The sequence below is a fragment of the Bacillus sp. EKM202B genome, from assembly GCF_011066025.1.
Taxonomy (GTDB): Bacteria; Bacillota; Bacilli; order Bacillales; family Bacillaceae_G; genus Bacillus_A; species Bacillus_A toyonensis.
This window is the reverse complement of sequence record NZ_JAAMNK010000012.1, coordinates 24,119-37,904: the sequence shown is the minus strand read 5'-3', so window position 1 is coordinate 37,904 and position 13,786 is coordinate 24,119. Positions and strand designations below refer to the sequence as shown.

The following is a 13,786-nucleotide window of genomic DNA, read 5'->3' as shown; positions in this document are numbered from 1 at the left end:
CACTTCTCTGACTACTTATAATTTTTTCCTCTTCATATTACAGCATACTTTTTTAGAAATAGAAACATACTTATTTTAGGAAATCTGCATACCACCTATTAATGTTTAAAAGACCATCGGTGATTTTTATCCAATGGTCTTTTTTACTCTTTTTATATACAAATGGAAATTTACTTATGATATGGTTCACCACGATTAATACGAAACGCTCTATACACTTGCTCAAGCAATACTAATCGCATTAATTGGTGTGGTAATGTCATTTTCGAAAAAGAAAGAGATTCATTGGAACGCTTCATTACTTCTGAACTTAGTCCAAGTGATCCACCAATTACAAAGGCAACTTTACTCTTTCCATATGTAGCAAGACGATCTAGGCTTACTGCAAATTCTTCTGATGACTTTTGTTTTCCTTCTATCGCTAATGCGATCACGTGCGTATCATCAGAAATTTTATCCAGTATACGTATACCTTCTTTTTCTTTTACAATTAACATTTCGGCTTCACTTAAATTTTCTGGTGCTTTTTCATCTGGCAATTCAATTACTTCTACTTTTGCGTACGCAGATAATCGTTTTAAATATTCTGCTATACCTTGTTTTAAATACTTTTCCTTTAATTTTCCGATTGAAATAATCGAGATATTCACATTTATTCCCCACCTTACAAACATGTTATCCACATAACTTATCCACATATCCACAAATGTTACCCACATATTGTGTGAGAATCTGTGTTCGATACAACATATGTCGCCTCATTTTGACAAAATTCACATGTTTTTTTATCTTTTTCTGAGTTATCCACATTGTTAATAACCGGTGCAACTTCACATTCATCAACAATAATATCTAACGCTAATTCAACATGTTCTAAACAACAAGGTAAATTCATATTCTTCACCTCACTTTTCTACAATAGAAAACAGGAGGTAGGCCCTCCTGTTTTTAATATTTTTGAATGCCTAATTTCACCGTTGTTGTTGCTCTTTTTGTACCACGATAAAACGTAAGAGTCATTTTATCATTAATTTTTTTATCATATAAGGCCGTACGGAACCCAATAATATCGTTTACTGGTTTTCCATCTACCGCTACAATAACATCATGTTCTCGCAAACCAGCATCCGCGCCTGGTGAAGGACTTTTCACATCTAAAATGCAAACTCCCTCTGCTACATTGCCTGGTAAATGTAATGTTTTGGACCAATAATAATTCGGAATCTCATTTAATGATCTAAGTTCAATTCCAACATAAGGTCTTCTTACTTTCCCGTACTTCTCAAGTTCATTCATAATCGGAACGGCTCTAGTAACCGGAATAGCTAATCCGATTCCTTCCACTTCTTTTGCAGCAATTTTCATTGAGTTAATACCAACTAATTGTCCTGCCGCATTTACAAGTGCACCACCACTATTACCTGGATTAATCGCTGCATCTGTTTGTAATACTTCTACTTGCCAATCGTAATGACCATCTTGGTCTAAGTCTACAGGAACAATACGCTCGTTAGCTGAAATAATGCCTTGTGTAACGGTCCCCGAAAATTGCAGTCCGAGTGGATTTCCAATCGCAATGACCGGTTCTCCTCGACGAACTTTATTAGAATCGCCAATCTCAATTATTTTTTTCACATGCTTCGCATCTATTTCTAGTACAGCTAAATCTGTGACTACATCGGTTCCTAATACTTTCCCTGGGACCTTCTTACCGTCACTTAGACTTACTTCAATACGATTTGCTCCAGCAACGACATGGTTATTTGTTACAATGTAAGCTTGTCCATCTGTCTTTTTATAAATGACACCAGATCCTGTACCGGCTTCTGAATCTGCCTCTGAAAAATTGTCTCGTTGAATATTAATAATACCAACAACAGCTTCAGAAGCGCGATCAACAGCGTCTACAAAGCTAACCTGTTTAATCCCTTGAGCTTCAGCCATGTTACTTCCACTTGCTTCAGCTTGCGGAAGCGCGCCAGCATGATTCGAAAATAAAGGCGCCCCAAATGCAAATAATGAAGCCCCTACAATTGTTCCTGCTATGCTAGAAATGACAATACCTTTATGCTTCTTTTTACCTGCACGTTTTATACGATACTTTTCTTCATCAATAAAGGACATATTTGTTCACCTATCTTCCTGAAAACAACTATATTCACCTTTATTGTTTACTAAAATGAAGAATTATACGTATTGAATTTTCGTAGGCATTTTTGGATCTGTATCATGAATTTCAAAGGATTCTCCCACTCCAAATCCTTTTTCCTCTAACACTTGCGATACTGACATACGCGCTAGTTCTTTCATATTGTTATCTAAGCTTAAATGTGCTAAATAAATATGTTTTGTCTCATCTGTAATTACATCTGCCATCGCTAACGCAGCATCCTCATTACAAACGTGACCAACGTCGCTTAAAATACGTCTTTTAATGCTCCACGGATAACGTCCCATACGAAGCATTTCCACATCATGATTACTTTCAAATACGAAAGCATTAGCTCCCTTAATAACACCTTTCATACGGTCACTCACGTATCCTGTATCTGTAATAAGGGCTAATTTTCTATTATTGTTATGAAAAGCATAAAACATCGGCTCTGCCGCATCATGGGAAACTCCAAATGACTCGACCTCAATATCACCGAATGTTTTCACATCCCCAACTGAGAAAATGAACTTTTGCTCAGTTGGAATATTTCCTATTAAATGTTCCATTGCATTCCATGTTTTCTCGTTCGCATAAACTGGTAAATCATATTTACGCGCCAATACACCTAATCCTTTAATATGGTCACTATGCTCATGTGTGACAAGAATACCTGATACATCATTTATATTCAGTTCTGCTTGTTTAAATAAAGCCTCTGTTGCTTTACCACTTAAACCTGCATCGACGAGTAATTTTTTTTCATCCGTTCCTACATATAGCATATTCCCTGTACTTCCACTTGCAAGCACACTAAAATGCATACTCATTCTTTCTCACTCCATTATGTTCTTCCGGCACTTGAGTTTCCCCTAATTCCATAACTTGTCCTTCAATTGCATTCACAAAAAAGTCCTTTTTCTGCTCTGTCTTTAAGTTCCAAGTTGGAGCTAGCACTTGTATATTAGAAGATGATTCAGCTAGAGCCGCATATCCAATCTGCGCCTCTTTCACGTGCGTATTTTCTGCAATTTTATTTTTTAAATATATATTTTCCAAAGCTGTTTGAGCAGTGATAATTTCTTGTTCTTTCGTTTTTTCACTTTCGCCCATTTCCTTCAAATCCGTTAACATTGTTTGTGTATACGAAACAAGCTCGTTTTTTTCATTTAAATCCACAACAATCATTGCATGATTATTGTGGAAAATCGGCTTATCCTTATACTTTTGGAAGAAATAAATTTTAGAGTCTTTCATTGCTCCAAATTCGTATTTCTGCCCATCAAGGACACTGTTTTTTAAGAAATCATTATATTTATCCTTAGATAATGATTTTGCATTTAAAAATGGCTCTTTCAACTTACCTTCTATCGTATATTCATTTTGCAGATGCGCTGTTTGATTTTTTAAAGATTGCACATCTTCTTCTTTAAAGTTTTTATTTTTCGCCATAATAAATGACTCTTTTTTCGGCTCTTTAGGAAAACTCCCCATAGTAATTTTAGATTCTTTTAATTGTTGATCAATTTTTGTTTCTGTCACAATTTCCAACTGATTACTATCTTGCTTTTGAATGAACTGAAAGATAAGAAAGAGGTCTAAAACAAAAAAGGTCACAATAAATATCGTTTTAATTCGATCCCAATCCATTTAGTCCTCCCTCACTCCACTCATATATTTTTTGTTTACCCTCTTCATCACATTTTACATACCATATCGGCTGTAAAATACTGATCTCTCCTCCGTTCACAGGACCTCCGTTCACGGAAGATTTCAATGACATTTTATAACCAATACCAACATCCTGAATTGAATTTTTGTCAATTTCCGGATTATTCTCTAATGATGTCATCACTGTACGACCTGATGCAAGAGAAGTGGGTGTACTAGGTAAAGGAATATTGAAATCAAAAAGAGATCTCTCATACTGCATGATTTCGCCTGAACCCCATGCTTGTTTTAATTCAGCCATTCCATCTGCATTAAATACAGGTAAACCGCCCTCGTATAAACGGAATGAGGTTTTCCCCTTATTAATATAATCAAGACGATAAGAATTTAAGTTACCACTGTGCCCACTTACAAAGTCGAAGCTTTTCTTCAAAAGCATCGCATTATCTGTAACTTTATCACTATATACTGCGGAATTTTTATATTTCAACATTAAATTCAACTTATCAATTTCCATAGATCGAATACCATCTGTAAATGTTTCCTTTGATTTCTCGGTAATAGGACTTAAATAACGCGGATCACTAAATAAAACATTTTTAAATGAATCCACATCTAACCCAGACACAAAATACTCTATCTGATTTAATTCCGTAATTCCATCTGGTAAAAACAGTTTTTTCGTATCATTTACTTGATATTCAAAATATGGTTTTGCTAATGTAATAAATCGATTTTGGTCGTTTATAACATCCTTTACATAAGCACCACTCAACATCGCTTGATATATTCTACGAGGATTATCATAAGAAATAAAATTAACTTTAATTTCTTGGTCCTTGCTTCGAGAAGGATCGATTACAATGCGATTAAAACCTCTATTAGATTCTAAATTTTTATCTTTAATATTGAACATGTCTTTAATCGTCTCAAGTGGCACATTTGTAGGAAAAACAAATTCAATCTTTTCTTCTCCGTGTACATAAGAAAGAAAATCCCCTTTAGGAACTGTGCCTGTTATTTCCCTAAAATCATGTAATTCTCCATTTTCAAGAATTTTATAAAGTGAGTTCACGTTGTTCGTATTCTCACTTACGTAATGATTTTTTTCTTTATGAACAATAACAGAGGATGGGCGAACAACTCCTGAAATCTTTATCGGATTTATCTCTTCATTACCTTGAACAAATTTTGTATTTTGCACAGAAGTGGAATCGGGAACATATGTCCATAAATTAAAAGTTAAAAATAGACTAATAACAACTAAATTAATTAGAACTATCGTTTTAAAGTTTTCCATACTCATTCCCAATCGTCCTCTTCATCTGGTGCCAGTGGCAGTGTGAAATAAATCGTCGTTCCTTTTCCTTCCTCACTCTTCGCCCAAATAGAACCACCATGTGCCTCAATCATTTCTTTTGCAATAGCTAATCCAAGACCTGTACCACCCATTTGTCTTGAACGGGCTTTATCCACACGATAAAAACGTTCGAAGATTTTATCTACGTTTTCTTTCGGAATACCCATACCTTGGTCACTTACACTAATCTCTAATAACTCCCCTCGATCACGTAAGCGATATGTTACTGTTCCACCTTCTGGCGAATACTTTAATGCGTTAGAAATAATGTTATACAACACTTGTGTAATTTTGTCCGTATCCATATCAATAAATCTAGATTTTTTAGAGAAAGATCGTTTGAAACTTACATTTTGCTCTTTAGACATTTCAAAGCGATCAATAACATTATTAAAGAAGTCAGTAAAGTCGACCCACTCTTTCATCAAACGATGTTCTGTACTATCAAGCTTAGATAGTTGCAACAGCGCATTTACAAGCCTTATCATTCTTTCTGTTTCCTCTTGTGTAACTGTTAAAAATTGCGGTGCAATATTTGGATCTTGCCATGCACCATCTGTCAGCGCTTCTAAGTAACTACGCATCGTTGTTAATGGTGTTCTTAATTCATGAGAGACGTTCGCCACAAACTCGCGGCGTTCCCCTTCTATACGCTCCTGCTCCGTTACATCGTATAATACAGCAATTAAACCATTTGCCTTCCCCGTCTCTTTTTGAATAACAGAGAAACTAGCACGTAAAATGTATGGTTCATTTCTCGTACTAAAATCTAATAAAACAGAATCAGGCTCTTCGTATAAATGATCGAGCGTAAATTCTTCCTGTATCCCCAATACTTCTAAAACCGATTGATCCAGCGCCGTTTCACGCGAAACATTTAGCATCTTTTCCGCAGGGTCATTTAATAAAATAATATCCCCTTTTCGGTCAGTAGCAATTACTCCATCTGTCATATGTGATAAAACAGATGATAATTTACGTCTTTCGCTTTCTGTTGAAGAACGAGCTTGTTGTAGCTTTTTTGATAAATTATTGAAAGATAATGCTAATTGGCCAATTTCATCATGACTATGGACCTTTACTTTTCTCGAATAATTTCCTTTTGCCATTTCAATTGCTTGCCTTCGCATATCTGAAATTGGTCTTGTAATTGTTTGAGCTAGTAAAATCCCAAGTACAGCCGTTACTAACAAAGCAATCACTGTTCCGGTAGCAAAAATTTGATTTATATCCTTCATTTGTTTGTATACATCTTCCATAGATGCAACAATACGAATGACACCAAGTACCTCCCCAGCTTTATCGCTTTGAATAGGAGTAATCATCACTTGAACTCGATGGCCAGTTCCTCCATCTTTCTCAATTTTTGATTCTAGTTTATTTTGTACAATTACCCGTTGAACAGCTATATCTGTCGATGTTCTGCCTATCTTATTTTGCTTAGCCGTGTCTGAAATCGCCATTAATTTTCTATTAGAATCAAATACACTTACTTCTTGAATATCTTTCTTACGATCCGATGCAAACTTTTGAATCGAATTTTTTATAGCGTCATCTAATGATTCTGGATCTGTTTTTTCACGACTTTTTGTAAATTCTTGCTTTAAATTATACGATAGTAAATTCGTTTGTTGTGTCAGGGAATCCTTAAAGCCTTGTACAAGACTTTTTTCTAATTCTCTTACGAAATATACACCGATTACTTGCATCGCTATTAATATTAATAGCATATATATGAGCACAAACTTTAAATGAATGGATTGAAAAAAACCAACCTTTTTCATATATTATTCCTGCTCTGGGTCACGCAAGTAATACCCTACCCCACGTCTAGTTACAATTAAAGTAGGATGACTTGGATTATCTTCAATTTTTTCACGTAAACGACGTACTGTTACATCCACTGTACGCACATCTCCAAAATAATCATAACCCCAAACTGTTTGCAATAAATGTTCACGTGTCATAACTTGTCCTAAATGTTTTGCTAAATAATGTAGCAATTCAAATTCACGATGTGTAAGCTCAATATTTTCCTCACGCTTTGTTACACTATAAGCATTTGGATTAATAATAATTGGTCCAATAACCATTTCAGTATTTTCTTCTTTTTCTGCTGCACCACCTTGTTGATGGCGGCGTAAATTCGCCTTCACACGAGCAAGTAATTCCCTCGTACTAAATGGCTTCGTTACATAATCATCTGCTCCAAGCTCAAGCCCTAATACCTTATCAATTTCAGAGTCCTTCGCTGTAAGCATAATAATCGGCATTTCTGAGTTTTTACGTATTTCACGACAAACCTCTAAACCATCTTTTCCTGGTAGCATAATATCTAATAAAACCATATCTGGCTGTTCTTCATTAGCTTTCTCAATTGCTTCATCACCATCATGTGCCATTACAATTTCAAAACCCTCTTTTTCTAGGTTGAACTTCAAAATGTCTGCAATCGGCTTTTCATCATCAACTACTAAAATTTTCTTTCCCATCATCGTCTATTTCCTCCTCATAAAAATATGGTCAATGATTCTTAAATATATTGATGTTTCTATAGTATATCCCTATATGACAGCAACCTTTATTTAAGTGTTCTCTCCTCTATTCTCATAGACTCATGTATGATCCACCTTTACACGGAATCCTATACGATCTACAGAAAAACCTCTAGCTTCAACTGCTAGAGGCTCCTCATCCTATTGTAAAATAACTACCCACATTTGTAAAACTACACAAAATAAAAAGGATATTAAGTGGGCCCACTTAATATCCTGAGAGTGGCTCGGGACGGAATCGAACCGCCGACACGAGGATTTTCAGTCCTCTGCTCTACCGACTGAGCTACCGAGCCAAAACTATATATAAAACCACTAATGGTGGTATAAACAAAAGTGGCGGTCCCGACCGGGGTCGAACCGGCGATCTCCTGCGTGACAGGCAGGCATGTTAACCACTACACCACGGGACCAAAAATAAACATAAAAAAACATGACCCGTACGGGATTCGAACCCGTGTTACCGCCGTGAAAGGGCGGTGTCTTAACCACTTGACCAACGGGCCACGAAAAATAAAATGGTGAGCCATGAAGGATTCGAACCTTCGACCCTCTGATTAAAAGTCAGATGCTCTACCAACTGAGCTAATGGCTCATACTCACCAACGTCATATTTTCGTGACGACAAGATGTATCATAACATATCATCTTTCACTTTTGCAATACTTTTTTTGTTTTTTTTATAAAAGATAAGAAAAAACTCATGCGGACATGAGTTTTTCTTAAAAATATCAATTAAACTTCGTATACGTTACGAACGATATTCGTTTGGTTACGATCTGGTCCAACTGAGAACATAGATAATTGGATTCCTGTTAATTCAGAAACACGCTCTACGTATTTTCTTGCATTTTCAGGAAGCTCATCTAATGATTTCACACCAGTAATATCTTCTTCCCAACCTGGAAGCTCTTCATATACAGGCTCACATTTCGCTAAAATGTTTAAGTTTGCTGGAACTTCATCTATAACTTCTCCGTTATATTTGTAAGCAACACAGATTTTAAGAGTTGGAATACCTGTTAATACATCAATAGAGTTTAATGATAAATCCGTTAAACCACTAACACGACGCGCATGTCTTACAACAACGCTATCGAACCAACCTACACGGCGTGGGCGACCAGTTGTTGTTCCGTATTCACGACCAACTTCACGAATTTGATGACCAATTTCATCATTAAGTTCAGTAGGGAATGGACCATCACCAACACGGCTTGTATATGCTTTACATACACCTACAACGCGAGTAACTTTCGCCGGACCAACTCCAGTTCCAACTGTTACACCACCAGCAATCGGGTTAGAAGATGTAACAAATGGGTACGTACCGTGGTCAATATCAAGCATAACACCTTGTGCACCTTCAAATAATACACGGTGATTGTTATCTAGTGCATCATTTAATACAACAGATGTGTCGCATACATATTGTGCGATTTGTTGTCCATATTCGAAGTACTCTTCAAAGATTTCTTCTACGCTGAAACCTTCTGTATCGTACATTTTTTCAAATAAACGATTTTTCTCTACTAAATTGCGCTCAAGCTTCTCTTTAAATGCTTCACGGTCTAAAAGATCAGCCATACGGATACCAATACGAGCAGCTTTATCCATATATGCAGGACCGATACCTTTTTTCGTTGTACCGATTTTGTTATCACCTTTACTAGCCTCTTCTAACTCATCTTGTTTTAAATGATAAGGTAAAATAACGTGTGCACGGTTACTTACACGTAAATTATCAGTACTTACACCACGGTCGTGTAAGTATTTTAACTCTTCAAGTAATGCTTTTGGATCTACTACTAAGCCATTTCCGATTACACAAATTTTCTCTTTATAGAAAATACCAGATGGAATTAAGTGTAACTTATATTTAACTCCGCCGAAAACAATTGTATGTCCCGCGTTATTTCCACCTTGATATCTTGCAACTACTTCCGCATGCTCAGAAAGAAAATCAGTGATTTTACCTTTTCCTTCGTCGCCCCATTGTGTTCCTACAACTACTACTGAAGACATTATTAAAGCACCTCCGCAATTTTCAAACGATCTATTCAAACAATATAATTGTACCAAAACCGAAAAAGAAGTCAACCAAAAAAGCGAACATTTTTTTATTAAAAATCATTTTCGTTCGTAAGAATTATATTTTCACCTTATGAAAGCCTTATCTTTACTCTATAAAAAAAGAAACACATCTTATTATAAGAAATGCGTTTCTTTTTTATACTGCCTTTATGCCCCATCCTCAAAGCGTCGTTCTAAGTTAACGAACTTATTAAATTCTTTAACAAACGCAAGCTCTACTGAACCTACCGGACCATTACGTTGTTTTGCGATGATAATTTCAATCGTATTTTTATTTTCCGTTTCACGGTCATAGTAATCTTCACGATACAAGAATGCTACAATATCAGCATCCTGCTCAATACTCCCCGATTCACGAATATCAGACATCATAGGGCGTTTATCTTGACGAGATTCAACACCACGGGATAACTGTGAAAGGGCAATAACAGGCACTTGTAATTCACGCGCAATCCCTTTTAATGTACGCGAAATCTCAGATACTTCCTGCTGACGGTTCTCGCCCGACTTCCCACTTCCCTGAATAAGCTGTAAATAGTCAATTAAAACCATCCCAAGACCTTGTTCCTGCTTTAATCTACGGCATTTTGCTCGAATCTCATTTACCTTAATCCCTGGTGTATCATCAATATATATACCGGCATTTGAAAGGCTTCCCATCGCCATTGTTAACTTCGCCCAATCATCAGAAGTTAATGACCCAGTACGAAGTCTTTGCGCATCAATATTACCTTCTGCACAAAGCATACGCATAACAAGCTGATCAGAGCCCATCTCCAAACTAAAGATCGCTACATTTTCATCCGTTTTCGTCGCTACGTTTTGTGCGATATTTAATGAAAATGCAGTTTTCCCTACTGACGGACGCGCCGCTACTATGATTAAATCATTTCGTTGGAAACCTGCGGTCATCTTATCTAATTCAGTAAATCCAGTTGGTATTCCTGTAACTTCACCTTTTTGATTATGCAAAAGTTCGATTTTATCGTAAGCATCCACAAGAACGTCTTTAATATTCTGGAATGCTTTAGCGTTCGTTTGATGAGATACTTCTAATATTTTTTTCTCAGCCTCATTTAAAAGGCCGTCCACATCATCTTCTCTCTCATATCCATCAGACACGATATGAGTCGCCGTTCGAATTAAACGACGTAAAAGCGCCTTTTCAGCGATGATTCGTGCATAATACTCTACGTTAGCAGCAGTTGGAACAATCTCTGCTAACTCTGCTAAGTAAGAAACCCCACCAACTTCTTCTAGTAATCCTTGATCAGCCATCGCTGACGTCATCATTACTAAGTCAATTGGCTCTCCCTTATCAGACAAGCCAAGCATCACTTCAAAGATCTTTTGATGTTTCGTTCGATAAAATGAGTCAGGTACCAATAGTTCTGATGCTGACGTTAACGCATCTTGATCAATCAATATGGCACCTAAGACTGCCTGCTCAGCTTCTATATTATGCGGAGGGGTACGATCAGCCATTACATCACTCATACGCAATCCTCCTTGTTTAATTTATTTTTATTGTTCACTAACATGAACTTTTACTTTTGCTGTTACTTGCGGATGCAATTTTACAGTCACATTTGTATAACCTAATGCACGAATTGCATCATCCATTTCAAATTTACGTTTATCAAGTTTGATTTTATGTGATTTTTGCATTGCGTCTACGATTTGTTTGCTTGTGATAGAACCAAATAAACGGCCACCTTCTCCAGATTTCGCCTTCAGTTCCACAGTTAATTTCTCTAAAGTTTCTTTCAGCTCTTTTGCATTCTCAAGCTCTGCTGCTGCATCTTTTTCTTCTTTACGCTTTTGAGCTTCTAAAGTTTTCATACTGCTGTTTGTCGCTTCAGCAGCTAATCCTTGTTTTAGTAAAAAGTTATTTGCATAACCATCTGGTACGTTTTTTATTTCTCCTTTTTTACCTTTACCTTTTACGTCTTTTAGAAAAATTACTTTCATGATTGTGTGCCTCCCTGTAAATAGTCATCAATAACAAATCGAAGCTTCTCCTCAGCTTCATCTACTGTAACATTTTTCATTTGTGTGGCTGCATTCGTCAAATGCCCGCCACCTCCTAGATTCTCCATAATTAGCTGCACATTCACTTCACCTAAAGACCTGCCGCTAATTCCAATGAAATTCTCCCCACGTTTCGCTATAACAAATGATGCAATAATACCCGTCATCGTTAATAGCGTGTCCGCTGATTGTGCAATAAGCACTTGATCGTAATAGTCATCACTATCAACTTTTGCAATAGCAATTCCATTTTTATAAATGTACGCATTTTTAATAGCTTTTGCAACTCGTAAATACTGATTCATATCTTCTTTTAACAATTCTTGTACAAGGACAGTATCTGCACCATGCGAGCGTAAATAAGAAGCTGCATCAAACGTACGAGCACCCGTCCGGAACGTAAAACTTTTCGTATCAACAATAATACCAGCTAACAATGCCGTCGCTTCTAACATTGTCATCTTTAAATTTTTCGGTTGATACTCAAGTAATTCTGTAACAAGTTCTGCCGTCGAAGAAGCATATGGTTCCATGTAAACAAGTAATGGATCTTCAATAAAATCTTCTCCACGACGATGATGGTCAATCACCACTACATTTTCAATTTTACGAACCAGTTTTTCCTCCATCACCATAGAAGGCTTATGTGTATCCACAACAACAAGTAAGGACTCATCATTTGCAAATTCCATCGCTTGATCTGGGGTAATAAAATGAGACCATAGTTCTTCATTTTGTTTCACTTTATCCATCAGACGTTTAATTCCCTTATCGGAATCATTTTCATCTAACACAATATATCCTTTGCGCTCATTTAATTGAGCTACCTTTAAAATACCAATCGCAGCACCAATTGCATCCATATCAGGGGCCCTATGTCCCATTATAATGACATTACTACTTTCTAATACTAAATCCTTCAATGCATGCGAAATAACTCTAGCACGTACACGAGTACGCTTTTCAACTGGATTTGTTTTACCGCCGTAAAATTTAACTTTACCTGTCGCTTGTTTAATAGCTACTTGATCCCCACCACGTCCAAGCGCAAGGTCTAAACCAGATTGAGCCATTGCTCCAAGCTCTGATAAAGGCATATCACCTGATCCGACACCCACACTTAACGTAAGTGGTATATTCCTTTTAGATGTTTCTTCACGCACTTGATCTAAAATGTTAAACTTGCCTTTCTCCATTTGTGCTAAAATACTTTCATTTAGTACAACGAAGAACCTCTCTGAAGATGCACGTTTTAAATAAGCGCCATACTTAACAGCCCATTCATTTAGACGTGACGTCACAAGACTTGTTATATTCGTACGTAATTGATCATCTAATCCTTGTGTAACTTCATCATAGTTATCTAAATAAATAACAGCTAAAACAGTGCGTTGATCTTCATACATCTTTTCAATTTCTGTTTGTTCCGTTACATCAAAGAAATAAATTAGCTTTTCTTCTTTCCTTACAAAAACACGGAACTTTCGATTATTTAAAGAAACTATATCGTCAGAAGTTTCCCCCTTAATAAAAAGGAGTAATGTTTCTGATACATCGTAAAGGTGCCAACCGGCTAATGCATGCTGTCCCAAACATGATGATAAATAAGGATTTGCCCAATCAATCCCATAATCCTTATTGTATAACAAAATACCAATTGGCATTTGGTTAAATGCTTCATTACTCACTTTCTTTACCCTTGTAATCATATCTGTCGTATGTTTTTCAAAATTTCTTTGGAAAGTAAGTTCGAATCGTATAACGACAAAAAGTACAATACAAAAGATAAAAAAGGCTGATATTCCCATAATTAAATGAAAGTAACAGAGGAGTGAAATTAGCACAAATACAAAAAATGCCAATACATAAACAGGATATAAAAACCACTGTTTCTTATAAAATTCAGGCATGTATACAACTCCT

At 36.3% G+C, this 13,786-nt stretch carries 12 protein-coding genes and 4 tRNA genes; all 16 read right to left on the bottom strand.

Annotated elements, in window-relative coordinates:
• Positions 1-170: 170 nt before the first annotated feature.
• A complete protein-coding gene (gene rlmH / locus G9F74_RS15900; protein WP_001027003.1) occupies positions 171-650 on the bottom strand; it encodes a 23S rRNA (pseudouridine(1915)-N(3))-methyltransferase RlmH in 480 nt (159 codons plus the stop codon).
• A gap of 59 nt (positions 651-709) precedes the next feature.
• On the bottom strand, positions 710-895 hold the full coding sequence (locus G9F74_RS15895; RefSeq protein ID WP_001052826.1) for a CxxH/CxxC protein: 186 nt from the start codon (positions 893-895) through the stop codon (positions 710-712).
• A gap of 53 nt (positions 896-948) precedes the next feature.
• The gene (locus G9F74_RS15890) at positions 949-2,124 is read right to left on the bottom strand and encodes a S1C family serine protease (RefSeq protein ID WP_000008023.1); all 1,176 of its coding nucleotides are present in this window, start codon (positions 2,122-2,124) and stop codon (positions 949-951) included.
• Between the two features lie 63 nt (positions 2,125-2,187).
• The gene (locus G9F74_RS15885; RefSeq protein ID WP_000061688.1) at positions 2,188-2,982 is read right to left on the bottom strand and encodes an MBL fold metallo-hydrolase; all 795 of its coding nucleotides are present in this window, start codon (positions 2,980-2,982) and stop codon (positions 2,188-2,190) included.
• On the bottom strand, positions 2,966-3,802 hold the full coding sequence (locus G9F74_RS15880; RefSeq protein ID WP_000383715.1) for a two-component system regulatory protein YycI: 837 nt from the start codon (positions 3,800-3,802) through the stop codon (positions 2,966-2,968). Before G9F74_RS15880 ends, G9F74_RS15885 begins: the two co-directional genes overlap by 17 nt.
• Positions 3,783-5,129, bottom strand: a complete 1,347-nt coding sequence (locus tag G9F74_RS15875) for a YycH family regulatory protein (RefSeq protein WP_000061572.1) — start codon at positions 5,127-5,129, stop codon at positions 3,783-3,785. The genes G9F74_RS15880 and G9F74_RS15875 overlap by 20 nt, the downstream gene beginning before the upstream one ends.
• Positions 5,126-6,967, bottom strand: a complete 1,842-nt coding sequence (walK, locus tag G9F74_RS15870) for a cell wall metabolism sensor histidine kinase WalK (RefSeq protein WP_000755358.1) — start codon at positions 6,965-6,967, stop codon at positions 5,126-5,128. Before walK ends, G9F74_RS15875 begins: the two co-directional genes overlap by 4 nt.
• Positions 6,968-6,970: 3 nt before the next feature.
• Positions 6,971-7,678 carry a cell wall metabolism DNA-binding response regulator WalR gene (walR, locus tag G9F74_RS15865; RefSeq protein ID WP_000971864.1) on the bottom strand — a complete coding sequence of 236 codons (708 nt, stop codon included), beginning with the start codon at positions 7,676-7,678 and terminating at the stop codon, positions 6,971-6,973.
• Between the two features lie 283 nt (positions 7,679-7,961).
• A tRNA-Phe gene (locus G9F74_RS15860) sits at positions 7,962-8,034 on the bottom strand.
• 41 nt (positions 8,035-8,075) lie between these two features.
• Positions 8,076-8,151, bottom strand: a tRNA-Asp gene (locus G9F74_RS15855).
• A 21-nt stretch (positions 8,152-8,172) separates the two neighbouring features.
• Positions 8,173-8,244 (bottom strand) — tRNA-Glu (locus G9F74_RS15850).
• A gap of 13 nt (positions 8,245-8,257) precedes the next feature.
• A tRNA-Lys gene (locus G9F74_RS15845) sits at positions 8,258-8,333 on the bottom strand.
• A gap of 140 nt (positions 8,334-8,473) precedes the next feature.
• Entirely contained in the window at positions 8,474-9,763 is a 1,290-nt protein-coding gene (locus G9F74_RS15840) for an adenylosuccinate synthase (RefSeq protein ID WP_000100232.1), read from the bottom strand.
• Between the two features lie 216 nt (positions 9,764-9,979).
• The gene (gene dnaB, locus G9F74_RS15835; RefSeq protein ID WP_001286243.1) at positions 9,980-11,329 is read right to left on the bottom strand and encodes a replicative DNA helicase; all 1,350 of its coding nucleotides are present in this window, start codon (positions 11,327-11,329) and stop codon (positions 9,980-9,982) included.
• A 27-nt stretch (positions 11,330-11,356) separates the two neighbouring features.
• Positions 11,357-11,803: a 50S ribosomal protein L9 gene (rplI, locus tag G9F74_RS15830; protein ID WP_000864222.1), complete on the bottom strand. Its 447-nt coding sequence runs from the start codon at positions 11,801-11,803 to the stop codon at positions 11,357-11,359.
• Positions 11,800-13,773, bottom strand: coding sequence for a DHH family phosphoesterase (locus tag G9F74_RS15825; protein ID WP_001113905.1), 1,974 nt, complete (start codon positions 13,771-13,773; stop codon positions 11,800-11,802). Before G9F74_RS15825 ends, rplI begins: the two co-directional genes overlap by 4 nt.
• Positions 13,774-13,786 lie beyond the last annotated feature (13 nt).